Annotated in this window: 18 protein-coding genes; 13 read left to right on the forward strand and 5 right to left on the reverse strand. The window is 50.4% G+C overall.

Annotated elements, in window-relative coordinates; translation table 11 throughout:
- The first annotated feature begins 2 nt into the window (after positions 1–2).
- From QMG16_RS16835 to recQ, 4 genes are read left to right on the forward strand one after another with little or no spacing between them, the layout of a single operon-like run.
- Entirely contained in the window at positions 3–2,264 is a 2,262-nt protein-coding gene (locus tag QMG16_RS16835) for a DUF8727 domain-containing protein (protein ID WP_281796108.1), read from the forward strand.
- Positions 2,254–3,954, forward strand: a complete 1,701-nt coding sequence (locus QMG16_RS16840) for a DUF2357 domain-containing protein (protein ID WP_281796110.1) — start codon at positions 2,254–2,256, stop codon at positions 3,952–3,954. Before QMG16_RS16835 ends, QMG16_RS16840 begins: the two co-directional genes overlap by 11 nt.
- Positions 3,951–6,845, forward strand: coding sequence for a hypothetical protein (locus tag QMG16_RS16845; protein ID WP_281796111.1), 2,895 nt, complete (start codon positions 3,951–3,953; stop codon positions 6,843–6,845). The genes QMG16_RS16840 and QMG16_RS16845 overlap by 4 nt, the downstream gene beginning before the upstream one ends.
- Positions 6,846–6,864: 19 nt before the next feature.
- Positions 6,865–9,291 carry a DNA helicase RecQ gene (gene recQ, locus QMG16_RS16850; RefSeq protein ID WP_281796112.1) on the forward strand — a complete coding sequence of 809 codons (2,427 nt, stop codon included), beginning with the start codon at positions 6,865–6,867 and terminating at the stop codon, positions 9,289–9,291.
- A gap of 382 nt (positions 9,292–9,673) precedes the next feature.
- Here the strand turns inward: recQ and QMG16_RS16855 are convergent, their stop codons facing one another.
- Both QMG16_RS16855 and QMG16_RS16860 read right to left on the reverse strand, forming a co-directional pair.
- Positions 9,674–9,835 (reverse strand): hypothetical protein, encoded by a 162-nt coding sequence (locus QMG16_RS16855; RefSeq protein ID WP_281796114.1) that lies wholly within the window; start codon positions 9,833–9,835, stop codon positions 9,674–9,676.
- Positions 9,836–10,253: 418 nt separating this feature from the next.
- Entirely contained in the window at positions 10,254–11,537 is a 1,284-nt protein-coding gene (locus QMG16_RS16860; RefSeq protein WP_281796115.1) for an MFS transporter, read from the reverse strand.
- A gap of 320 nt (positions 11,538–11,857) precedes the next feature.
- Between QMG16_RS16860 and QMG16_RS16865 the strand changes: the two genes are divergently transcribed.
- The 4 genes from QMG16_RS16865 to QMG16_RS16880 all read left to right on the forward strand — a co-directional run bounded on the left by QMG16_RS16865 (position 11,858) and on the right by QMG16_RS16880 (position 18,521).
- Complete coding sequence (locus QMG16_RS16865) at positions 11,858–13,066, forward strand: methionine adenosyltransferase (protein ID WP_281796116.1); 1,209 nt, start codon at positions 11,858–11,860, stop codon at positions 13,064–13,066.
- A 250-nt stretch (positions 13,067–13,316) separates the two neighbouring features.
- Positions 13,317–15,248 (forward strand): 1,4-alpha-glucan branching protein GlgB, encoded by a 1,932-nt coding sequence (glgB, locus tag QMG16_RS16870; protein WP_281796118.1) that lies wholly within the window; start codon positions 13,317–13,319, stop codon positions 15,246–15,248.
- Between the two features lie 125 nt (positions 15,249–15,373).
- Entirely contained in the window at positions 15,374–16,876 is a 1,503-nt protein-coding gene (gene malQ / locus QMG16_RS16875) for a 4-alpha-glucanotransferase (RefSeq protein WP_281796120.1), read from the forward strand.
- Between the two features lie 295 nt (positions 16,877–17,171).
- Entirely contained in the window at positions 17,172–18,521 is a 1,350-nt protein-coding gene (locus QMG16_RS16880) for a hypothetical protein (protein WP_281796121.1), read from the forward strand.
- 126 nt (positions 18,522–18,647) lie between these two features.
- Here the strand turns inward: QMG16_RS16880 and QMG16_RS16885 are convergent, their stop codons facing one another.
- Entirely contained in the window at positions 18,648–20,099 is a 1,452-nt protein-coding gene (locus QMG16_RS16885; protein WP_281796122.1) for a diadenylate cyclase, read from the reverse strand.
- A gap of 16 nt (positions 20,100–20,115) precedes the next feature.
- A complete protein-coding gene (locus tag QMG16_RS16890) occupies positions 20,116–20,574 on the reverse strand; it encodes a DUF2914 domain-containing protein (RefSeq protein ID WP_309298889.1) in 459 nt (152 codons plus the stop codon).
- A gap of 669 nt (positions 20,575–21,243) precedes the next feature.
- On the opposite strand from QMG16_RS16890, the gene QMG16_RS16895 reads away from it, so the two are divergent.
- From QMG16_RS16895 to acpP, 4 genes are all read left to right on the forward strand, one after another.
- Entirely contained in the window at positions 21,244–22,497 is a 1,254-nt protein-coding gene (locus QMG16_RS16895) for an aminotransferase class I/II-fold pyridoxal phosphate-dependent enzyme (RefSeq protein ID WP_281796123.1), read from the forward strand.
- A 287-nt stretch (positions 22,498–22,784) separates the two neighbouring features.
- Positions 22,785–23,246 (forward strand): NUDIX hydrolase, encoded by a 462-nt coding sequence (locus QMG16_RS16900; RefSeq protein ID WP_281796125.1) that lies wholly within the window; start codon positions 22,785–22,787, stop codon positions 23,244–23,246.
- Positions 23,247–23,370: 124 nt separating this feature from the next.
- The gene (locus QMG16_RS16905) at positions 23,371–24,300 is read left to right on the forward strand and encodes a TetR/AcrR family transcriptional regulator (RefSeq protein WP_281796126.1); all 930 of its coding nucleotides are present in this window, start codon (positions 23,371–23,373) and stop codon (positions 24,298–24,300) included.
- Between the two features lie 15 nt (positions 24,301–24,315).
- Positions 24,316–24,549 (forward strand): acyl carrier protein, encoded by a 234-nt coding sequence (gene acpP / locus QMG16_RS16910; protein WP_281796128.1) that lies wholly within the window; start codon positions 24,316–24,318, stop codon positions 24,547–24,549.
- A 138-nt stretch (positions 24,550–24,687) separates the two neighbouring features.
- On the opposite strand, the gene QMG16_RS16915 is transcribed toward acpP, so the two are convergent.
- On the reverse strand, positions 24,688–24,888 hold the full coding sequence (locus QMG16_RS16915; protein ID WP_281796129.1) for a hypothetical protein: 201 nt from the start codon (positions 24,886–24,888) through the stop codon (positions 24,688–24,690).
- Positions 24,889–25,272: 384 nt separating this feature from the next.
- On the opposite strand from QMG16_RS16915, the gene mraZ reads away from it, so the two are divergent.
- On the forward strand, positions 25,273–25,725 hold the full coding sequence (gene mraZ / locus QMG16_RS16920) for a division/cell wall cluster transcriptional repressor MraZ (protein WP_281796130.1): 453 nt from the start codon (positions 25,273–25,275) through the stop codon (positions 25,723–25,725).
- Positions 25,726–25,731 lie beyond the last annotated feature (6 nt).

The raw sequence follows: 25,731 nt of genomic DNA on the forward strand, positions 1-25,731 counted from the left end.
ATATGGATGGCGTGAGCATACCTTACCTTCCCACGAGCCTATGGATCCTGGCTGGAGCGATGACGATCCTGATTTTGTTGGTAGTTTTCGGGTTCTATGTCGCCTGGAAGATATGGGCGAGAGATTTGGCTGAAACGGGTTCAGACCTGGCATCGCTGAAGGCGAGGAAGCTGGCACTTGAAAAAGACGTAGAGGCTCTTCGAGAATGGATTCAAAGTCAGAAGACCGAACTTGAACGCCTCAAGACGGAACGAGAAGACCAGGAGCGCATCCGATCCGTCCTTGCCGACCTTGAGCAGCAGTGTGCAATAAAGAACCAGGAGAATCAGACATTGCGCAACGAAGTGGGCGAACTGGAAAACCAACGCCATCATCTTGCTCAAAGCCTGGAAAAGATGCAGCGAGAGATTGGTGATCTGGATGCGAAGCGAGCCGAGGCAGAAAGCATAGAGTCTCGGTTGGCCGAATTAAAATCTCGCCTGGAAGATGCTCAACAGACCCTTCGGAACCTGGCTGAATTGGAAGTCAAGCTCAACAGCCTCGCCAATGAAAAATCTGCAATGGAAAGAACCATCGCCGATCTCGAAAGTGAATCGGCGTTAGCTCGTGCTGAGGCAAACCGCCTGAAAGAGGAAGTTGGACAGAGCCGTATCGAAGCCGATCAAATCGCGCGGGAACTTATGCTTGTCCGAAAGGAAAAAGCTGAACTGGGTGTGATTGTAGATACATTGCGTCAGGAGCAGCATGCGCTCGAGCATTCTACTGAACGCTTGGAACAAAAAATTGAAGACCTCAAGGCATCAGCGCGTAGTGCCCAGAAGGAGGTGGAAAAGCAAGCCCTGCAAGCTCGGCAAGCAACGGCTGAAGCGGAGCGAGTCAGCCGTGAACTTGCGAGCTTACATAAAGACCAGCAACACATCGAAACCGAGGTGGATGGATTGAATGCTCGGAAGGCCATTCTCGAACAGGAAATCCTTCGTCTGGAAGGAAAGCTGGGTTCAGGGTCGGGAGATGGTGAAGATCCTCTTGGTGCATATGCAGATCTTCTCAGAAAGGAACCTCTATGTCTCAAGAGGGAAGTATTCACGGGAATAAGAGATGACCAGGATGAGTCGACCTTTCTTCACCAGGTCAGGAATGCACTCAGAAATGAAGGGCTGGTATTTCCTTCGCGTATCATTGATGCATTTCACACATCTCTAAAGTGCCATGATATCAATCCAATTACGGTATTGGCCGGAGTATCGGGGACCGGCAAGACCTTATTACCGGTTCGCTACGCGGAGCTCATGGGGATGCACCGGTTAGTAATGGCTGTTCAGCCTCGGTGGGATTCGCCCCAGGATATGTTCGGTTTCTATAACTACCTTGAGAAGGAGTATAAGGCAACCGAGCTCTCCCGTGCTCTGGTGCGTATGGATCCTTACAACTACCCGGCAGATCAATTCCCTATGCTTGACTGCAAATGGACATGGGATCGACTCTTGCTCGTGCTCATTGATGAGATGAATCTTGCCCGAACAGAATACTACTTCAGCGAGTTTTTATCACGGCTCGAGTTGCGGCGTGCGGTGAAGGACCCATCCTTATCCACCAAGCGGAGCGAGGCCGAAATTGAACTTGATGCAGGTCCAGGAGAGCAACGCTTCCGGCTGTGGGTGGCACACAATGTCTTCTTCGTGGGCACTATGAACGAAGATGAGACGACTCAGACCCTGTCCGATAAGGTTCTCGATCGTGCTAATGTGCTTCGTTTCGGAAAGCCGGATGAAAATGCCAGGGTCGTCAGGCAGGGCAATGGAAATCATGGTGCAAGTGAAAAGTATCTTTCTTACAAACAATGGCGCGGATGGCTGCGAGAATTCAAGGGAAACGACGAATGGGCTGAACAGGTTTCCAACTGGACGACCCGGCTCAATGCTGCACTGAATCGAGTGGGCCGCCCCTTCGGCTTTCGGGTCCTACAAGCAATCGGGCATTATGTGGCAAACTATCCTCGTGTAGAAGACGGTGAGAGGTTCAAACTTGCCTTCGCTGATCAGGTCGAACAGAAGATCATCCCCAAGATTCGGGGCATAGACTTGAGTACTGATAATGCCAATGAATGTCTGAGCGAGGTGGAGGCGATTATCGCTGAACTTGGCGACCGTGATCTCAGCGATACCTTTTCATCGGCTCGAAATGAAAGCAGAATGGTTGGGATGTTTCAATGGCGGGGCGTCACTCGCAGAGAAGAGGAGGATGCCCCAAGATATGCCCATTGACGTCCAACTCCATCTGTGGCCATGGTCTAGGGGGATCAGGGAAGAGACACCTGACCTTTCCTGTCCCTTCAAGTTCTGGGGTAGCCCTGTGGTCTCTTTGTCGAGGAGAGCCACACTCTATCTTCCCCGGCGCCATGAGAGGTTCCTCCCCTTCGGCCCCCCATTCGATACACGTGCAGGTGAATACCTTCTTTACGAGACTCCCCACGGAGTATTGGCTGCAGGAAACACAGAGACAACAGATTCCACAGCAGAGATTCGCGTGCATATTGGGACATTGCGGGAGTCAATACGCCTTAGACCTCAAGGCGCTAAGCGCATTCCCTCGCAATACGGTGGGGATCAAGAGAACGAGGGGACACGCCTCGCCAGTATAGTGATCGATTGGTCACAGTTCTTCGATGACCTCTTAGACAAAGCAAAGAAGGCAGGTGGCGAAAATCGACTTTCTTGGGCAGAGGCGATCAAGAGTATATTCGATGTTGCTGAAGATGCTAAGCAGCCGCGCAAGGCGCTGATCGTAGATATTGCCGAGCGTATGCGTAGCCGCTTACCCAGTATCGTTGCTGCGGCCCGGAGAATTCTTTATCGTGAACGGCTTATGCTTCCTGCTGGTCGCATAGCTGAAACGGACACCGCCTGTCTACGATGGATGGTACGCCAACCGGGAGATACGATGGCTCTCAAAGCGGCAGCGAATCGCCAGAGATTACTCGGGATAGCACGGCGCGAGTCCTTCGATACGCTTGAAAACAGGGTGCTCAAGGATTTCATAGTCCGGTGTGCCATGGAAGGTCGTCGCTATGATAGGACGGAAGTGGGTGATAACCCGGGGCTGAGACAATCTCAAAGAGCATGCACAGTGCGCCAGTACCAGAATCTTTGCGCTGAGCTCAGTCGAATGGCGCTTTTCGATGGCGTTGCTGCTCCACCCCCTGTACCACAACCCAATTACGTGCTTCAGAATGATCTCCGCTATCGAGCGATCTGGCACCATTATGTGCGATTATTGAAACGAGAGGAAGAAGAGGATTGCCTGTGGGATTGGCAGGCACGAACTTGGGCGGATGTCTGTCGCTTCTTGGTATGTGCGGCACTGTTCTCTTTGTCGTGTGAGGTACAGCGCAAGCTTTTTGTTGAAGAACAGCTGGCATCGGCGGTGAACCTGGTTGCTGAACAACGCTTGGGATGCCGCATTCTGGCCGGATCCGAACCCGGACCTTTTCTCGTTGGTCTGCGGAGCAGGCCTCGGAGCCGAGCGTCTATTCTGGAGGTTGTACATCCGGAGCATGCCGGAGAGCACCCTGCCACCCGATTGCTCGGAAGGACAGGTGGGCACCTGTACTTCGTTCTGACTCCGCTCGATGGTGGACGACGACTGGTTCTCATCATTTGGGCGGTACACACGGCGGCAGCAAAGGATCACCCATCGTGGAAGGAAATCGGCCTCTCTGCCGGGAATGCCCTGCAAGCGCATTTCCGTATCCTCGATGAACTGGGAGACCCCCTGTTTCCGCTTCTTCGCGGATTTGTAGTTGCAAGCGACATGGATTCCATGGCAGCGGATCTGCATCCGGGTATGAACGGGGATCTTCATCTCGTTCAGGTAGCAATCGACCAACGGTACTGGAGTGAGGCTCTGAACGGTATCATGCTTGTGATCGAGGACATTCTGGAGAGCGTCTTATGAAAACTGTGGTAGGCGTTTCGGCTTTCGGCCTCCAGGACTGCCTAGCCCTGCCCGACGCGCGCTGCCGCGAACTGGGATTCTATCCCACAAGCGCCATACTGCCGATGAATCCTTTTGGTCGGATTCTTACTGGTGAAGAGGCATACAGAGAAAGGACACACGCAGGTCTGGAGTGGCCAGCTGAAGCGCGGATCGTTCCCGGCGAGCCCATTCGGCGATCTCCCATATGTGTTGTGTGGAAGGCTCTGGTTGAAGCGGGGGACCGCATGACCCGCTGGGATGCCGGTCGCGGCGTATCTTTTTCTCTGGCTCGTATTCTTGCTAGCCACATCAAGGTATTGATAGCAGGCAGTCTTCCCAGAGAGCAGCGATTAGAGCATGGAGGCGACGAAGCAAAGTTCCCGACATCAGTAATCGCAATCCCTAACCACCTGGACGAATTTGGCCAGGAGCTTTTACTGCGGGAGCTTGCCGCCCTGGAATGTTCGGAGGCCATGCTGGTGTGGCGTCCGGTAGCTGCCGCCCTGGCCTGGTTAGCTAAAGTCTATCCACCGAGGGCTGATCGATGGCACATGGGTCAAAACGACCATATCCATGTGATCTATTTGGGGCCTGACGCCCTCGAGTTCACTACATTTCGTCTGCGTGTAAGAGAGCACCAGAATCGATACTATGTCCTACCCCTGAGGGACAGGCCAGGGGGCTCACTGCCACTGGCCGGTATGGACTGGGCGGGAGGACTTATCGAACAGTATTTTGAAAAGATCGATGAAGGTGCCTTCTGGCAGGCTTTCATTCAATTTCCTGAGATATGGCAAGCTTTAGCGGAGACACAGTGGAATCCAAGTGATCTTCCACGGCCATGGAATCGAAGCCACAGCTGGACGCTTTGGAATCCACCTCCCGATCTTTGTCGGCGTATCTATGAAATCAGGGGCGAATCGTGCGCTTTACTGCGTCGGATCCTTAGGAAATCTTACGATCTGAGTTCCTGCAGGCCGACGGCTGGCTCTATCGGAGAGATACTTTCCCAGGAAGTGCACGACATGGCTCAACGTTTCCCTGGAGGCCGGCTGCGCGGGATGATCGTCTGCGGCTCGCTTGCACCACGCACCATTCCCGCCTGGCTCGGCTCTAATTTGGAATCACTGGTATCCCGTGGGCTGAACATCGAAGGAAATCACTTAGAGCCCGAGGTCGGCCGCCTTTGGCTCAGCTCGAGTTGCGATGATCCCATTTCGGAAGGTGCCTTGATTTACGGCCAAAAAAGACTTGCTGAGATTCCTTCCTATCTTGATACTATGCCGCAGATCTCCATTCTTGCCCAGGAAGGAGGACGGTTCTCATGGGTTCCACTACTGAAGGCTCATGAGGTTTTGGGAGGAGAGGAGCACAGGGATAGAGTAATGCGGCGGTTCCAACTGGATTCCGGCAAGCGAAATCTCCACGTCTATCTCTACAAGGGGTCCGTAACTGAGGCGCCCAAGAATACCCAAGATCCTTACGATTCTCGATCGATTCCATTGGAGGGTGTGACTCCGTGCCGGGCACGACTGGTGCGAGAAGTTGTGCGACGACTCGGGAGCGTAGAAGCCGTGCATCGCCATGCATTCTCTCACACTGAAACTCCGGAAGCCCGCTATGCACATCGCTTCGCTGAAGAACTTTTCTCAACCCACCCTGGAGGGCAAGCCGGCACTCAGGAACCTACTCCTGCAGAGATGGCTCGGACTCCGCTTCGACGTGCTATTTTCGATTTCCCGTCCACTCCCAAGCAGGACACGGTATTGAACATCGAAGTGCGTATCCGTCCTGCCAGCGGTTTGGCAAAAATAGAAATCCTGCCCGAGGATACTTCTTTTCTCCAAGGCGATAGGGTTCTACTCAATTATTCCACCATGCGTTTTGTATCGAAGCTTCCCAGTCGCATGCGCGGCTGGCCGCGTATTGAGGAGATCGTTGTCGATCCTGACGATGGTGTCCTTCGTGATGGGATAAGGATAGTTGAAGCTTTTGAAAAGGCGACACCAATAGCCCGTGACTATATATGCCTTGTGGACGAATTGCGCGACAAGGTGATCAAAGGAACTACTGTAAAAATGGTTGCGGGCCTTCGGCTGTATCTTGGGGCGGTAGATCAAAACGGTCGGGCCTGCAGCTCGCTGGGTAATGAGATCATTCATCGTATAGCTTCCAAATTCTTGAGCGATTTTCAGCTTCTTCAGTTGGAGAGGCGCAGAAACCTGCTGAACAAACTATTCACGCGGGCGGCATGGCTGTACGCTGCTACTCCCCCTGGCATTGTGGCCTATATCCGAAATATTCTACAGACAGAGTGCAACCACCGGGAATGGAAATGGGAGTGGGCAATTGAAGCAGCCAGCCGAGTGTTTGTCGACCTGGAGGACTTCCGCCTACTCTTTCAGTCGATCGCTCGTCGGGCCCGGACTGGTCCAAGTGACGACAGGAGTTTTCCCATCCAAGCAGCACGGTCCCTTTGCCGTGTCTTGATGCTCAGAAAGGAAAGTGAAAAAGGGCTTGACCGCGAGATGGCTCGGCTCTTCGCTGATCGCGCTTTACAGAGAATATTGAAAGAAGAACAAAAGCACAATTTCAGGATGCTTTATTTTCAAATGATCCGGCTGTTGCTTTATCTCCTTCGTTTCCGCATCAGCGATCCATCATGTTTCGACCCCAATAGTTCTTCAAGTATCTCTGTGTTTGAAGAAGCAAAGAAGAGCATGGCACGTGCCCAGGATTTCTTTCCCAGGTATCACTCTAAGGTAGCGCAGACACAGAGGATCATTGAAGGATTCGATCAATATTTGCACTACGAAGGAACGGAAGACATGCTTCCTGTTCTTAGAGACTTGGCGGAAAAGGATTCATAGAGGGAGACGATCCTTAAGAATGAACATGCGATCCCATACTCAGATTTCTCCCTTGGCCGTACTCCGCACCTATTTCGGATACGACTCATTCCGTGGGCATCAGGAAGAGATCATACAGCATCTCATGACTGGCGGGGACGCTTTGGTTTTGATGCCGACAGGCGGCGGTAAGTCTATCTGCTACCAGATACCTGCGGTGATTCGGAATGGAGTGGGAATAGTCATATCTCCCCTGATTGCGCTTATGCAAGACCAGGTGGACGCCGTCCGCCAGCTTGGTATCCGGGCTGAATTCCTTAATTCAACCTTGAGTCCAAGGGAAGCCCGCACTGTCGAACTCAAAATGGTCTCTGGCGAGATCGATCTGATGTATGTGGCCCCCGAGCGACTCCTGACCACAGACTTTCAGCAGCTTCTAAAGAAAACGCAACTGGCGCTTTTCGCGATAGATGAAGCTCACTGCGTCTCCCAGTGGGGACACGATTTCCGCCCAGAATACCTTCAGCTTTCCATTCTCTCGGACCGCTTCCCGCACATTCCCCGCATTGCTCTCACCGCCACGGCAGACCTCGCGACACGCAGGGAAATCATCGAAAAGCTCAAGCTGGAGGATGCCAGGCAGTTCATCTCGAGCTTTGATAGGCCGAATATCTACTACCGAGTCGAATTGAAGGATAACGAAAAAGCCCAGCTCCTTGAATTCATTCAAACTGAACACCCGGGGGATTCCGGCATCGTTTATTGCCTCAGCCGAAAAAGAGTCGAGGCAACCGCAAAGTGGCTCTCGGAGAAGGGGCTAACTGCTCTCCCCTACCATGCAGGAATGGAGCAGGGCCTGCGTCTGATGCATCAGCGTCGATTCCTGCAGGAAGAGCGTGTGATCATGGTTGCCACCATTGCTTTCGGAATGGGCATAGACAAGCCGGATGTGCGCTTTGTGGCTCACCTGGATCTGCCCAAGACCCTCGAGAGTTACTACCAGGAGACCGGTCGTGCCGGCCGTGACGGAGAGAGGGCCGATGCCTGGATGGTCTACAGCCTTGCAGATGTGGTCGCCCTGAGGCAAATACTCGATGTCTCCGAGGGCAATGAGCAGTTCAAAAGGATTCAGCAACAAAAGATGCAAGCCATGCTCGGCTTCTGTGAGACTGCCAGATGCCGAAGGCAGGTCCTGCTCGGCTATTTTGGCGAGGATCTGTCCAAGTCCTGCGGCTTCTGTGACACCTGCAATGGGAAGATGGAAACCTGGGATGGGACTGTTGTCGCTCAGAAGGCACTTTCATGTATTTACCGCACCGGTCAACGGTTTGGGGCAGCTTATCTCACGGATGTTCTTCTTGGAAAAGAAGACGAGCGGATTCTTCGCTACGGTCACGACAGAATCTCAACTTTTGGGGTTGGAAAGGAATTATCCGAGAGCGAGTGGAAATCTGTTTTCCGCCAACTTGTTGCCGCCGGTCTCCTCAGTGTCGATATCGAGGGAAAGGGGGGATTCAGCCTTGCACCATCCAGTCGGCCCGTCTTGAGAGGAGAGCAGAGGTTTGAGCTTCGGAAGGACCCGGTACCGGCAAAGAAGAGGAGGTCCTCGATACGGGAACTGGAGAGGGCAAGTGTTGCATCGGATACCACTTCCGGAGGACTCTGGGAGAAGCTTCGCGTGTTGCGCCTCAAGATCGCCAGAGAGCAGTCAATTGCACCTTTCATGGTCTTTCACGACTCCACATTGAAGGAGATGGTCAGATATCTCCCCTGCACTCCTGAGGAGATGCGAAAGATTTCAGGTGTTGGTGAGAGGAAGCTCAAGTTCTATGGAGATCAGTTTCTTGCAGCCATCCGAAGCTACCTGGAAGGAAACCCTTTGCCGGAGGAAGAGGTTAGATTCGACTCTCCAGAGAGTGATGAGCGTAGTCGGGGTAAATATGAAGTGAGTTCTACCTCTACCCATTTGAGCACAAAGGAGCAGAAAGCCGAGGTGATTCGTCTCCTCAAAGAGGGGAAGCTGAATTCCGGTGAGATCGCCGAACGTGTCGGGGTGTCCCCGCCGACTGTGTGGGCGTACAAAGCCCATCTGACCATGGGAACTTACGGGGCCGATGGAGAAAGGGGGATCAACCGGGATGCCGACCCTGTCCTCCCAGATACTACAGGAACTAATCGTTCGGATGATCCCCTTGGCTGCTTCCATGAGGATGAACTTTCTCTGGTCCGTTTGAAGGAGTTGATCATCAACAGACCGCTCAAGAGGCCGGACCACTCCATCACCGACAAAAGACTCCTTGAGCTCAGGAAGAAATACCGCAGGGCTTATGAGCCCTGGAGCGATGAGGAAGATGAGTGGCTTGTGAGTTCATACGGGAGAAAGCAGAACACTGCGGCTTTAGCTGAAGCACTTCAAAGACATCCAGGCGCCATAATGTCGCGGATTCGCAAACTTACAGGGAAGTGATCTTCTGTTGCCGAACCGTTTCAGTCAATAGACAGCTTCTTGGTATTCGTTCAACAGCAAAGCTTAAGCATTTCCTTGTGAGTGATCCGACCATGCTTCTCGACAAACTGCGAGGTGATTTGCTCATGTTGGAGGGAGTAAAACCTCTTTGGCGGACGTGTTCAGCTGGCAAACATGCTCGAGAAACGGTCTGAATACCCTTGATCGTCATTCCGGTGAAAAACGGAATCCAGGCATTCCCGATAGAGCTGAACCCTGGCTTCCGCCAGGGTGACGGTAGGAGCGAATTTTGAGATAATTTCTAAGCCCTTTTTTGTTGTTAAAGAAATTGTCTTCCTTGTTCACCGGCCCGGCGCGGGAGGAGAACCCCAAAATCGGGGCATCATGATAAACGGAAGGCCATGCAGAGGCATCCTTCAACGATGGCGGATACAAAAATAGCGGCCCTCAAAATATTTGGCTTTTCACTGATATTTTCTTCCAAATAAAAGAAAAGACCCAAACCCATCACCAGTAACGACAAGCGAATCAGATTCATATCCATCTTTTTCTTCTCTCTTCGAGCTTTCAATCCAACTGTGCGAAGGATATCCAAAGGGTAGTCCGATAGAATTCAGCAGTTGTTCCGAGAAGCCTGAATAGCAACGTGATCATTGAAATCAGCATGAATGAGGCCAGGAGAAGTTTCCTGCAGCGTGTTTTTTTCTCCTTTTTTGCCGTTTTATTGTAGATACCTTTTTCGAATCATTTTCCCCGTGAATCCATAAAAGAGCGGTCTTTACATAACCCGAAACATGGGTTTAGTGAATGAGAAAGTGTAATGTTTTGACATTTTCATACCGTCATACCGGCGTAAGCCGGTATCCAGAGAATTTGCCGTGGGGCTGGATTCCGGCTAAAAGCATGCCGGAATGACATAATCAATAAGGCTCGAGAATGTTAAATAACTTCTGATCAGGTGCTTACATCTTTTCCATCTGCTGTGCCAATCGTTGCCCCTCCTCTTCGTTTACAAAATAGAGAAGAGCGCCCCCGCACAAGAAAAGCAGGCTGATGGAAAGGATGGAATATCGCGTGTTTCCCATGATGATTCCAACCCACCCCATGAGAAACGGCCCGATGACGGCTGCAAACTTTCCCAGGAGGTTATAGAATCCGAAAAACTCCGCGGCCTGATTTTTGGGGATGATGCGCGTGTAAAAGGAACGGCTCAGAGACTGCACTCCCCCCTGTACCAGCCCGATGACGATGGCGAGCAGATAGAATTCCAGTTCCCGCCGCATGAAAAACCCCCAGACGGTCACCCCAAGGTAGACGCTCACGCCGATGTAGATGCCCTTTTTGGCTCCCAATCGCTGGCCGATTCTTCCGAATGCAATGGAGGCGGGGAATCCGACAAACTGAGTGAGGAGCAGCGCCGTGATGAGGCTCTTGGGAGCAAAACCGAGGGACATTCCATAGTCGACGGCCATGCGCACGATAGTATCCACTCCGTCGATATAGAGCCAGTAACCGAGAAGAAATAGAAAAACGACTCGCAGATTGCGGATTTTCCGAAATGTAGAGGCCAACTGTTGGAACCCGGCGATTACCGCGTTTTTTTGAGTCGTTGCGGCATCGGTTTTGGGTTCGTCGACAAAAAAGAAAACCGGAATGGAGAATACGCCCCACCAGACGGCCACACAGACAAAGGAGATACGCACCGCTTCCCCTGCATCCACCAGGCCGAAGGTTTGTGGAGTGAGGGTCATGAGAACGTTCAGGGCAAAAAGCAAGCCACCGCCAAGGTAGCCCAGGGCAAATCCGAGGGCGGAAACGGAATCCATTTTTTCTTTGCCAGCCACATTTACAAGCAGGGAGTCATAAAAAATGTTGCCCCCGGAAAAACCTATGGTGGCCAAGATGTATAGAGCGAGCGCGACCTGCCAGTTCCCTCTGGCAACAAAATAGAGGGAGCCCGTCATGACAATTCCCATCATTGCAAAATAGAAGAGAAACTTTTTGCGGGTGCTGCCCCGGTCCGCAATGGCGCCAAGGATGGGCGCCATTGCCGCCACAACGATGCTTGCCAGTGAATTGCCGGCTCCAAGCTGGAAGGTGCTGACGGAGGCCGAAGTGCCGACACTCCAGTATTGTTTGAAAAAAATCGGGAAAAATCCCGCCATCACCGTGGTGGCAAAAGCGGAGTTTGCCCAGTCGTAGAGAGCCCAGGATATGATTTTTTTCTGCTCGGAAGATGCAGGCATGATTTCCTTTCTTCTTTGAAATTTTTCGCCCAAAGGCTTCAGCTAATCTATCATTTTTCACCAGGAGATGTAGATTCGAGAGTTGCGGTAAAAAGGCCGTTCCCCCTTCGGATTTGCGGCAAAACCTGGCCTGATTGACATCGATCTTTGGAAAGATTACATTTTTTCCCAAATATTCTTCATTACTTGAGTTATATAAAATCAGCTACGGGATAAGAATTGCATCCTTCGTTGTGACTGCCCCGGTCATTGGAGTTAACCTTTCCTTGACGAGTAAATCTTATCGGCTACTCGGATAAACGAAACGGAGAAATATGAGCATGATTGTCGTTGAGGCTCTTAAAGGCAAATCTGTCGCAGACCATACCGTTGAGGTCGTGGAGCGGAAGGGGAAAGGTCATCCTGACACCATCTGCGACTCGATCATGGAAGCCATATCCATTGCTCTTTCCAGAGAGTACAGAAAGGAATTCGGCGACATTCTGCATCATAATATCGATAAAGGGCTCCTTGCCGCCGGAAAAGTGACGAGGCGATTTGGCGGTGGGAGAGTGGTCCGGCCCATGGAGCTGTACATCGGAGACAGGGCGACCTCCAAAGTCGGTAAAAAGATTATCCCGGTGAAAGAAATAGCCGTGGATGCGGCAAAGCAATGGTTCCGGGATAACCTGCGTTTTGTGGACCCTGAAAAAAATGTAAAATACAAAGTGTTGCTCGAACAGGGGTCGGAGGAATTGATGGACATTTTTTCAAGGCCGGGAGAATTCAAGGGGGCCAACGACACTTCTGCCGCAGTGGGGTACTATCCGCTTTCGAGATTGGAATTGCTCGTTCTGAAACTGGAGCGGCATCTCAATTCAGAGACGTTCAAGGAGGAATTTCCTGAAACCGGGGAAGATGTGAAAGTCATGGGGTTGAGGAAAGGCAGGGATGTCCAACTCACTGTCGCCATGCCCCTTTTGTCTCGATATGTGCTTTCGGAGCGAGAATATTTTGAAAAAAAGGCCAGGGTACTTCGGGGCATGACGTCTTTCCTGGACGATTTGAAAGGGTTGAACTTGAAAACCGACCAAGTTTATTACAATAACCTGGACCAGGAGGGCAGGGGGTTGGGAGGAGTGTACCTGAGCGAATTGGGTACTTCGGCGGAAGATGCTGATTCTGGGCAGGTTGGGCGAGGCAATAGGGTGAATGGTCTGATATCCCTGAACCGGCCTTTGGGTACCGAGGCGGCTGCCGGAAAGAATCCGGTGAGTCATGTCGGTAAAATCTACAATGTGTTCGCTCACAAAGTGGCGAGGGAAATCTACGAATCCATTGAGGGAATAGAAGAGGTCTATGTATTGTTGTTGAGCAGGATAGGGATGCCTGTCAACGAGCCGGCTGTAGCCAACGCTCAGTTGTCCCTCAAGCCGGGAATAAAGATCCGAGATGTTGCGCCGCGGGTCCAGGAGGTCATTGAAAGGGAGTTGGAGGATATTCGGAAATTCTGCATGGATCTTGCGGAAGGCAGATATCCGGTTTGTTGATGTTCCCTGTTTCTCTTTTCTTAAATTCCTGCCAAACTTTCCGGGACCTGCTATGATGTACGTCAATTTTGGGATGGGAACTTTTTTGATCGCACCTCTCGGAGGGGGATTCGATACGATGCAGAACGGCTTCTTTTTTTGTTTTCAGGGGCATTGCTTGTAAATCGAATGGAACCATTGGCTGTATATGCAGAAGGTCTCCCTGAAACGGAACAGGAACGAGACATGCGAACTAACGGAATGGAGAATCATGATGGGTCAAACGAATGTCCTATACAAGGGAAGTCTTTTAACCGAGCACGATATCTATTTGTTTAAGGAAGGAAATCATTTCAAGCTCTTCGAAAAGATGGGCTCCCATGTAACGACGGTGGACGGAGTCCGTGGAACACACTTTGCCGTTTGGGCTCCCAATGCCAGGGCGGTTTCCGTTATGGGCGATTTCAATGGATGGAACAAGGAGTCTCACCCTTTGAAGGTGAGAGAAGACAGTTCCGGCATTTGGGAAGGTTTCATCAAGGGGCTGGGAAATGGCACCATCTATAAATATCATATCGTTTCTCGCGAAAACGGCTACCAGGTGGACAAGGGGGATCCGTTCGCCTTTCATTGGGAAACCCCTCCCAAGACTGCATCCATCGTCTGGGATATCAATTATGAGTGGGGAAACGGAGATTGGATGCAAAAGCGCCATACCGCCAATGCTCTGGATGCTCCCTATTCCATCTACGAGGTCCACCTGGGGTCTTGGAGGAGAGTTCCGGAGCAGGAGGACCGTTCTCTTTCGTACCGCGAAATGGCCGATCATCTGGTGGGTTATGTGAAGGAAATGGGTTTTACCCACGTGGAATTCCTTCCCATCATGGAACATCCTTTCTATGGTTCCTGGGGCTATCAGACGGTGGGTTATTTTGCGCCCACTTCCAGGTATGGAACACCGCAGGACTTGATGTATCTCATTGATCAATTGCATCAAAACAGCATAGGAGTCATTCTGGACTGGGTGCCTTCCCATTTTCCCAGCGACGAGCATGGGCTGGCCTACTTTGACGGAACATACCTTTACGAACATGCGGATCCAAAGAAAGGGTTTCAGCCCGAATGGAAAAGCTACATTTTTAACCACGGGCGTTATGAGGTTCGGTCTTTTCTCATCAGTAGCGCTCTCTTTTGGCTCGATAAATACAGGGTTGACGGGCTGAGAGTCGATGCCGTCGCATCCATGCTCTACCTGGATTATGCCAGAAACGAGGGGGATTGGATTCCCAATATTTACGGTGGGAAAGAAAATCTGGATGCCATTTCTTTCATTAGAAGACTGAACGAAGTGGTTTATGAGCATCATCCGGATGTCCAGACGATCGCGGAAGAATCCACTGCATGGCCCATGGTTTCCCGGCCCGCTTATGTTGGGGGGCTCGGCTTCGGCATGAAATGGAACATGGGATGGATGCACGATACCCTGGACTATTTTTCCGCGAACCCCATCTTCAGAAAGTACCATCAGAACCAGCTGACCTTCAGCATATGGTACGCATTTTTCGAAAACTTTGTACTTCCCCTTTCTCATGACGAGGTCGTCTACGGCAAGGGATCCCTCCTGCAAAAAATGCCTGGAGACGACTGGCAAAGATTCGCAAATCTGAGGCTTCTTTTTGGGTATATGTATGGGCATCCTGGAAAGAAGCTCCTCTTTATGGGGGGAGAGTTCGGCCAGTGGAATGAATGGTATCATGAGAAGAGTCTGGATTGGGACTTGCTGGAGCGGCCCCCTCATCAAGGAGTGAGGAAATGGGTCCAGGACATGAATCATCTTTATAGATCCGAGCCGGCGCTGCACGAGGTGGATTTCAGCAACGAAGGTTTTGAATGGATCGATTTCCATGATGCGGACTCCAGCGTGATCAGCTTTATTCGAAAAGGGAAGACTTCTGGTGACATCATTCTGGTGGTCGCAAACTTTACACCTGTGCCGAGGGTCGGTTACCGGGTGGGAGTCCCCCGGGGGGGAGTGTGGAAAGAAATGCTGAACAGCGATGCTGAAGTCTACGGTGGAAGCGGATTCGGCAATCTCGGTGGTGCCGAAGCGTCTCAGGTCCCTTGCCATGGAAGATATCAATCCGTTTCGCTCGTTCTTCCACCTCTCGGGGTCGTCTTCCTCAAAAGTGAAGGTGCAAGATAGCGCCGACTTTACCTTTTTCGCATCCCATTTTGCGAGACGATGGCTCATTCGCACCGCCTTCGAGCTTTTTGGAGAGTGCGCTGTCGACTTTCGGAACCAATGGAATAAAAGTCAGAGGAGCCAATATGAAAACACGGAGAAGCGGAATACTGCTTCACATCACCTCCCTTCCCTCCCCTTATGGAATAGGGGATCTGGGGAAGGGGGCTTATCTCTTTGCCGACTTTCTCCATGAATCCGGGCAGAGCATCTGGCAGGTTCTTCCCCTCAATCCTTCTTCCATGATTTATGGGAATTCGCCATACAGCAGTTGTTCGGTGTTTGCGGGAAACCCGCTCCTGATAAGTCCCGAACTCCTGGTTGAGGAGGGATTGATTGCGCATGAGTATCTGGACAATCTTCCCGCTTTCCTCGACAGGCAAGTCGAATATCAGCCTGCCGCAGAGCATAAATACCGGCTCCTGGGGCTCGCCTTTGAAAAATTCAAAAGCGATAATTTTTTGATGCGTTGTGAATTCGACAAATTCTGCGTTGAAAATGAGCGCTGGTTGGAAGACTATGCTCTTTTCGTCTCCCTCAAGGAGGAGTTCGGAGGGGTGGCCTGGAGCGAATGGCCAAGAGAAGTTCGGGAGAGGGAAGAACGGTCTCTTGCGGAATGGCGGCAGAGGCTTGCAGACAAGATATTTCAGGAAAAGTTCTACCAGTATCTATTTTTCAAACAATGGTTCGCTTTGAAAAGATATTGCAATGAGAAGCGCATCCAGATCGTTGGGGATATGCCCATCTATACGAGCTATGACAGTGCGGATGTCTGGTTGCACCCAGGACTTTTCAAGCTTGATGAAGAAAAGAGGCCGCGTTTCGTAGCCGGGGTTCCTCCCGATTATTTCAGTTCCACGGGACAGCTTTGGGGGAATCCGGTCTATGATTGGGACAGACTTCGGGATACTCGTTATGACTGGTGGGTGGATCGCATTCAGCATAATATCAAACTGTTTGATCTGATCCGCTTTGATCATTTCAGGGGGTTCGTGGAATACTGGGAAATTCCGGCCAAGGAAAAGACCGCTGTCAATGGAAAATGGGTTCCCGTTCCCGTCAAGGACTTTTTCGACAGTCTTTTGAGGCGTTTTGCCCATCTGCCCATTATTGCGGAAGACCTCGGAATCATTACTCCGGACGTGAGGGAGGTCATGACCGGTTATGACCTGCACGGTATGAAAGTGCTTCAGTTTGCCTTCGGGGACGATGTGGCCGTCAATCCCTATGCGCCCCACAACCATACCCCGAATTGTTTCGTCTATACCGGAACTCATGACAATAATACAACCCGAGGTTGGTTTCGAACGGAGGCCGGGGAAGACGAGAAGAACCGGCTTTTCAGCTACATTGGTCGAGTGGTCGATGAAGAGGAGATTCATTGGGAAGTGTTGCGGTTGGCAATGAGGTCCGTTGCACTTACGGCCATCGCCCCCATGCAGGATGTTTTGGGTTTGGGAGAGGAAGCGAGGATGAATCTGCCGTCTGTAACTTATGGAAATTGGGAGTGGAGGCTTGTTCGTGAGCAGATGACCCCTGCTCTGGCAGAAAAACTCGGGGAGATGAGCTCCCTTTATGGCAGGATTTAGGGTCCGAGCCCGAAAAACTTCCCCTTGAAGAGGGAGAGAACTGGAAAGATACTCGGTGGGGCTTTGCTGGGGGAGGGGCCGAGTTTCGTGCGGTTTCGAGTGAATCAATAATGGGTTCAGTAAAGAATATTTATAATTTTCAATATATTATGCATTATGCTTTCCAGAAGAGGTCTTAAGGAAAGCAGGATTTTTTGTACTTTAAAAGCGGGTTGACCCTTTGTGAATTTCGGGATAAAAGCTTTCTTGCGGGAGAAACTCTCCTGGAGGATTATCGCCGAAGGGATTAAATCGAATGATCATCAATAAGGATATCCTTGAAAAAACCTGCAAGGATATGATCGAGACTATTTTGTTTTGCCTGGAGGATGCTACCAAGGGGACGATTTATCTTATTTCCCCTATGCCGGAGTTGCGGGCGGTGCGTGTGACTTCAGGGGTTCGTGTGCAAGGATCCGACCAGATCAAATGGGGGCTGCCCGAGGCTTCCGATTATAATTATCCCGGAAAGACCTGGGAACAATATCGAGACAGCCCCGGACACGTGATGGAGGCGATGGGATGGTGTGTGGAGATGCAGAAGAGCTGGACCGCAGATGATCCCTACGAAGACCGCCGCAGTGTAAGAAAGCAGCTCAGTGGAGAAATAGAAGACTTCCATCACATGGAACCGGTTTTGGTTCGAAAGTCTTATTTGTACGGAGACCGGGTGGTAGGCTTGGAATATCCTTTGGACTATGAAGGAAAGCCCATTTGGACAGACTGTGAATATGTTGTGGTGGCAGTCATCAAAATTCATTTCAAACCTTATCAAATCAAACGCGGAGATCGTTCCACCAAGATCATCAAGAAATTGTCACGGACTCTGGGCACGGAATTGCTTTCCCTGCACGTGCGCGAAACCCTTTCCGAAGCGCAGAAGGAGCTCGCCCGGCAGCGCTTGCAGAGCTGCAATGTATTGGCTCATGAGTTGAGAAACACTCTCATTAAGCTTGGTTTTATCTTTCCCGCCATCAATGCGGAAATCAGTTTCCTCCGGGAACAGTGGGAAGCACAGCTGAGAGAAGCTTTTCCCAATGTGGAGCATAAGAGTTCCATCCTATCCCGTCTCAACGAATTGATTCAGCTCCGACTGCAAAGCCTCAATGGAACGGGCAATATGGCTCAGGTGGGCAAAGACCTCATGGCTGAACAAGAGGAGCTGTCCAACCAGCCCCTGCTTCCTCAGTTGGCTAAAAAATGGCTGGACAACAAGATTCGCCCCAAATGGGAAAGACTTCTGTTGGAAAGCCATGCCTGGGACGAAGAAAAAGACGAAATCATAGGGCTTCTGGATCGTCTGGAAAAGGGGATTTGGGTGGGATTGGACGAGAGTTTGGCGATGAAGATGACTCACCTTCCGGATGAGCTGAAGAAAGAATGGTCCAAACTCGCTTATGTCGATTTTACCCGCGATAAATTGCTCATTCTTAAAGATATCATAAAATTCCTGGATAATCCCCAGTTGGCCATCCCTCATAAGCAACAGACAAAGAAAATCCTGACCTCGCTCAAGGCCCTTGCTGAGATCATTCCCGAAGTGGAAGAGCGTGCCAATCGAATCATTTTTTCATTGAAAAATGGGAGCACCTCCCAGGATTGGTGACATTCTTCACCGGCCCTGTTTGGTGTGGCATTGTTCTTACCCACCACAAAGACACCAGAGAAAGACTTTTAAATGGAATCTCTGTGTGTTCTCCGCGTTTCTCTGTGGTTTAGATGAAATCCTTCCTTATTTTCTTTCGTCGGCAGACCTTTCTTCAATCTGGTAATTGACTGTCACTTTGTCTGTCGACCCCGATGTCAGCTTGAGAGAAGGGGGAGTCAGTACAAGAGAGGTGGAAAGGGAACCCGATTTGCTCAAGTTGTCCAACTTCACGGGAGCTGTGTAGAGCGTATTGACCTTTTCCAGGATCTTGCTGCCTCCAATGACTTTGACCACTTCGGGAATGACCTTTGCTTTGATCAGGAGGAGGTTTTCAGGCAGGCGCCCCACCCAGTCCACTTGAATAGGCAATTCCTTGGTGATGGGGACGTCCAGGGTCACCTCAATGGTGGGCGGATAGACTTTGTTCAGGAAGACGCCCGGTGGAAGGACGATATTGTCCTGTGTGATGGGGAAGACATTGCGTCCTTCCGTAGCCTTACTGAGGTCCACACGCACCTGCACCTGCCCCGTCCGCAGGGACTTGATCAATGCACTGGAGCCGTAGAGTTGCAGCCGGGCTTCGTCCATGGATGTTTCGAGAATTTCGAAATTGGGAGGACGATTGACGTACTCCACGGGAACGTTGAGGGCGATGATGGTGTCGTCGCTCCGCGTGAATCCGAACCAGATGCCGGTCATGACAAGGAGGGAGAGTACCCCCGCCAGGGTGAGTTTCAGGCGTTCGCGTTTTTGTTGATCGACGGATACTCCATCCGAAAGGTTGAGATGCTTGCGCAGAAGTTGTGTCAATTCTTCCGGTTGAGCAATGGGCTTGATCCAGTTGTCCTTGGCGACGGTCACACGACCACGTTCTTCAGATACCACAACCACGAGAGCATCGGTACGCTCCGCCAAACCTGCAGCAGCTCGATGTCGCGTTCCATAAAAGGTGGGTAGGTCCTGGCGCTGGGAAAGGGGGAGGAGTACCCCCACTTCCGCGACATGATTGCCGCGAATGATGACGGCTCCATCATGAACGGGGTTCTTGGGCCAGAAGATACTCACCAACATTTCCTGGGAAACGATGCCCTCCCAGGGAATTCCCCCGTGGATCACTTCCGAAAGATCTTCCTTGCCGGGAAATACGATCAAAGCGCCGATGCGCTTTTTTCCCATTTGGTAGGCGCTTTCTGCAATGACTTCAACAGATGTGGCTTGTTCTCTGTTGGGAGATCCCCAAAGAAACGTTTTGAGATTCCTCACTTGAAGCGCAGTGCGGATTTCATTTCGAAAAACCACAATGATGATAATGGCCGCAGCCGTAGTGATGCCCCTGATGGCCCAGCTGGTCAATATCAATCCGAGGGATGCGGCAACCTCCTGGAGGATCCAGAGGGAAGTGATGCCAACCAGAACGCGAAAGGCATTGGTTCCCTGAAAAAGGACATATACCCTGTACAAGATGTAGCTGTTGATGATGATGTCTACAAGGTCTTGCCACCGGATGGTTGCGAGAAAGGCGAAAAATCGTGTCATAGCGAGTCTGGCTGTATCAGTCGGTTATGCTGAAACGAAATACATTGAACACATGGCCATTCTGATCACTGACTTCCACGCGCCAGGGACCTTTATCTGTTTCTCTCAACTGTATCACACTGTAGGTGGTCCATCTAGGGGGGTAGAGCCTGAGCCGGGTTTGAGTGCTGAGTTCATCCCGGTGAAACCATCGATGATAAATCTGGGTGGGTTGCGGGACGGGATCAAACGAGGTGAAACAGCACACCTGACCTGCAGATACGGAAAATACCACCGCAGGCCTTATGGGGGTGAGATTTTCAACTTTTTCACACATTGTCGCCTGGCTCAGCACCAGTTTTTGAGACGGTTGAGGGGAAGGCGTTGCCTGATCCTGAGGACTCTGGACGTCTTGACCGGAAACGTGAGGTGAGAAAAGAAGGTTTATACAAGCCAGGAGTATGAAGAGTAAAAAAAACCTGGAATGAACAGCCATTAGAAATCATCCTCCGGTTAGAGTCGAAACGAGAAAGGGTACAAAAAGACAAAGATGATAGCGCCAAGAGGCTGGTTTTGGAGTGGTTTATCCGAGGACCAACACTATCATTTGATCTTAATCTTAAAAAGAATATCATGCCACCTTGGTTCGTCAAGCGATTTTATCCAGTAAAGGAAAGATCTTCATATGAAAAAAGGCTCATGGTTCATAGCTGATGGCTCATGATAACATCGCTTTTCAAGAGCGTTTCCCGTTTTCCCTATTGCCTTGCATCCCATTGTCCTTTTTCCATTTTTCATTACGACCGCTTCGGTCATGGAAATCGATCCATTATGTTCAGAAATCCCATCCGCTTTGGAATGTTCAAATCGGATAATGCCCTTATTGACTTACATCAGAAGATAGAGTATTCAATTCAAATACGCAGGTATTCGGCTATTTAAGAGATTGGAGCGATGAGAATGTCACTTTCGTTTATCGCAGCTGCGGCCGCCGCACGGGAGACAGCCTGGGCGAAGGTCGGAGATGTGACGTAAAAATAACGTTGGATTTCCTTTTAGACGCCATGGGCTGCTGAATCGGTTCATGGCGTTTTTTTTAATCCCTGAGCCGATTGGCCAGGGTTTTTTTTTGCCGGGACAGTCAATTTCATCACAGGAGAGTATCATGTCGGAAGAGTCCATAATTCGTTTTGCTCAAAGAATGAATCAATTGCCGCCCTACCTCTTTGGAATGATAAATAAAATGAGGATGACCAAGCGCGCGGCGGGCCACGATGTCATTGACCTCGGCATGGGGAATCCTACTGATCCTACGCCGGAGGTGGTGACACGAAAGCTCTGTGAAGTGGTTCAGGACCCCAAAAGTCACCGCTATCCCGTGGCGGCCGGGCTGAAGAACCTCAAAAGAGAAATTGCCTTTTACTATGAACGCGAATATGGCGTGGGACTGGACAGTGAGTCGGAAGTGATCTGCACGATTGGTTCCAAGGAGGGAATTTCGCATCTCTGTCTGGCTCTGATAGGGCCTGGAGATACGGTGCTCGTTCCTGCACCGGCCTTCCCGGTTCATATTTATGCCGCCATCATTGCCGGTGGCAATGTGATCCGTATTCCACTGGCTCCCGAAGAATTATTCCTCTCTCGGATTTCAACAATGTGCGAATCGCTCTACCCGACTCCCAAGGTTTTGATTTTGAATTATCCTCATAATCCGACTTCCATAGTCGCCAATGAAGACCTGTATCGTGAAGTCGTAAAACTTGCCCGAAAGTACAAATTCATGGTAATCCACGATTTCGCTTATTCCAAGGTTACCTTCGACGGCTATGTGGCTCCCAGTTTTCTGGAGGTTCCAGGGGCAAGAGAGGTGGGTGTGGAGTTCGGTTCTTTCTCCAAGTCCTATAACATGGCGGGTTGGAGGATGGGCTATTGTGTTGGAAACCGGGAAATCATCGAGGGGCTGGCAAAGATCAAGGGCTACTACGACTACGGGATTTTTTCCGCGATTCAGATTGCCGGTATCGTTGCCTTGAGAGACTGTGCAGCGGAGGTGGAGCATCAGGCTCAAATTTATCAGCAACGTCGAGATGTGCTCTGCCAGGGATTGGAGCGTTTGGGTTGGGCCGTAACGAAGCCCAAGGCCGGGATGTTTGTGTGGGCGAAGATTCCAGAGCCTTTTGCGAAAATGGGTTCTATGGAATTTGCCCTCAAGTTGATGGATGAAGCCAACGTGGCAGTGGCTCCAGGAATCGGTTTCGGCGAAGAGGGAGAGGGATATCTGCGCCTGGCTCTGGTAGAAAATGAGCACCGCATTCGTCAGGCTCTGAGGCAAATGGGGAAAGCCTTCCGCAACTGGTCTTCGCAAAGCTCTGCCCCGGCGGGGACTGTGGAGAATCTGGCAACGGCTGCTGATGTCTGAGCGGGATTCAAAGCGACGCATGTTGTTATGAGGCGAGGATACGCATTAAACGCACTGGAAGTGCCAGTACCTGACCAGGAAGTTGCTTAACATTCCTGGTAGTTGCAAGCTATGTCATTCCGGCATGTTTTTAGCTGGTATGACGGTTTGAAAATGTTAAGAAATTTCTGTTCAGATATAAGAAGCGCCGCCATAGAAGGCGGCGCTACCAGCCGGGGAGTGCTGAAATTCACTCACTCTTTTGGTCTGAATCCCATCTAAAATTGTAAGTCTATTGGAGCCTGCCGATGAATCGACGTTATCCTGAATATCCCTTGGTGGGAGTGGGTGCTGTTATTTTTCGGGACGATCGCGTTCTCCTTGTGCAAAGGGGCAAAGAACCCTCTTTCGGAAAATGGACTGTGCCCGGTGGACTGGTGGAATTGGGAGAGAGCCTGGAGGATGCTGTCAGACGGGAGGTCTTGGAAGAGGTGGGGTTGGATGTGAATGTGGAAGATCTCGTCGTAGTGCTGGATCGAGTGATTCTGGATAATGAAGAAAAAATTGAATATCATTATGTATTGTTGGACTTTCTGTGCGTCAGTTCTGAGGGAGAACCGGTGCCTGCAAGTGACGTAATGGATTGTGCTTTCGTCAGCTTGAATGCCTTGCCCGAATATAACCTCACCGAGGGAACCGAACAGGTGGTTCGACGCGCTTTCTCCCAGGCGCACGGAGTTCGATTCCCCATCTATGACGCCAACCTATAATGTTTGCATGCTTCTGTCTTTTCTATCCTCATTTTTTTTCTGCAACCGTTTTCCATATCTTCCTTGACTTTAAATTTTCTCTGTGTTTTATGACTGACCAGTCCGTCAGGAGGTGCAGTAAAGAGTGAATCACGAGAATAAACAGCAGGCAGTACGATCCATGTTGAAGAAGCTCTCCCAGGTAAAAAGAGAGGAGGGGGGGCTGAAAAGTTTCGTGATGCGCTCCATTCGTTTGGATGGGTCCGAAGAAGAGATATTGGAAGAAATGGCCCAATGGTTTCTTGCTGTCCGGGATTTATCCAAACAGGGCGCATTGCCGTCCCGCTTTTCTCTCTCCGAATTTATCCCTGTCTTTTGCCGCATTGCGGAAGACAAGAATATCGGTGCGGACCGCTTTTTCTCGGGGGTCCTCGAGAAAATGGTTTTGGAATCGGAAGAAGTGTTGCGGGGTGCGCCCAAGCCTTCTACGAAAGACAAAATACTGGATGCTGCCCTGGATGTTTTTTCCGAAAAAGGGTTTCATCTCGCTACGGTGGATGAAATCGCAGAACGTGCAGGCGTGGGTAAAGGGACGCTTTATCGGTACTTTGCAAATAAGGAAACTTTATTCAATGAGTTGGTGCAGTTGCGTTTGGATGAACTCGAGAAGAGCGCCATGGCGATTTTGGATGGGGAGGATGATGTGCTCACCATGATCACCAAGTATCTGCGGGTTTATTTCGAATTTTTCGATCAAAATCAGCGTCTTTACCGCCTCATTGTCCAGGAGGGACTGGATGTAGGAGACCAGGTCCAGGACCTCTATTTCAAGAAAGTCATGCGTCGGATCCCTCTCCTGAAACGGAAGATATACGGAGCCCGTCAACAGGGGCTTCTCAAGGATGTTGATTTTCATACGGTTTTCTATGGTGTGATGGGGTTCATGCATGGAGTCATTCAGAAATGGTTGGCTCGCGACTGCTCTTATTCCCTTGTGGAAGAATTACCGGGTGTTGTGGAAGTTCTCTTTTATGGATTTGTGAATACTTCAAAGTTTGTTGAAAGTCAAAACTGAACCAGGAGGAAAATCATGGGCGACATGCAAAGCAAGGTAGCTGATATCATTGCGAATCAATTGGGTGTAGACAAGGAAATCATTACTCCGGAAGCCAATGTTGTGGACGATCTTGGAGCCGATTCCCTGGACGTAGTGGAACTGGTCATGGCTTTGGAAGAAGCGTTCGATCTGGAAATTCCAGATGAAGATGCCGAGAAAATCCGAACTGTTAAAGATATTTACGACTATCTTGAAAAAAATAAATAGCATGGACACATAGCGTGGGAAAGATGGGGGTTGATCGGCTTGGAGCCTCCATCTTTCGGGTTTCATTAAAAAGCCTTGCCCTGCCTTTTGGGGCTCATTCCGAGCATAGAATATCCCTTCCAAGCTTCGGATCAGGAGCTACGTCTCTTCCGGTTCGGTTTTCCCGAATTCTTCCGTATCCAACCGGGGCAATTGTGCGTCCACCACGGTCCGCTTCAAAGTCCAAAAGACGCTCTTAAAATTTTCCTCAAAGTTTCCCGGAGAAACCCTTCCCAACTCAATGAATTTAATAATGATCTCTTTGGATATCCTGAGAATTTTTTCATCGTCCGGCTGCATATCAAATCCTCTCGAGGTTTAGTCATGAAAAAAGCCTCTGCTGGTCTTTGGGAAGGCCTTTACTTTAAACGTTCGCAGAGGCTTTTTGGGTGAAATGAAATACCCCTGAAGGCATCCCGGTACCCGGATTTCCTTTTAACATACATTCCATTTGGGCTGCAATGGAAATGGGATGAATGTCTCCATGTTTATTTCCAAGAAGCCATTAAAATTCGTTGACTTAAATACATTTGCCATTCTTGCTGAGCAAAAGGGATGAAGACAAATAGCATTTAAAATGAACATCTGTTCCTTGTCATGATTTAAATTTGACATTGTTTATAGGGGGGTGATAAATACATAGAAGTGGGAAAAAGTGGGAATACGAGGTGACGATTGGGGATTTTGAGGAAACCTTACTTCAGAGGACGCTCCATCCACCGCCTGGATGCAAAAGGAAGACTTCGCATTCCTTCTAAGTATCGAGAAGTTCTGCAAAATCACTATACTGACGCTCTGGTAATCACTCTGTTGGAGGGGTGTTTGGTTGCCTATCCTCCCGAGGTCTGGGAAAAAATAGAGGATAAAACGGAAAGTCTTTCTGATGTCGATCCCAAGCACAGGGCTTTTATGCGGTTATTTATATCGGCCGCCGAGGAGTGTGAGTTCGACAATAAGGGCAGGATTTTGCTCTCCCCTTTCCAGAGAAGCAAGGCGGGGCTAAACTCAGAGGTGCTCCTGGTTGGAGTGTTGAAGGGTTTCGAAATCTGGGACACCGCAGCATGGGAAAGTCATGATGAATGGAATAGAAGTCACTACAAGGAAATCATGGAAGGTATAGCCTCCGAAGGATTTTAATAGGTT

The sequence above is a fragment of the Desulforhabdus amnigena genome, assembly GCF_027925305.1.
GTDB classification, from domain to species: Bacteria; Desulfobacterota; Syntrophobacteria; order Syntrophobacterales; family Syntrophobacteraceae; genus Desulforhabdus; species Desulforhabdus amnigena.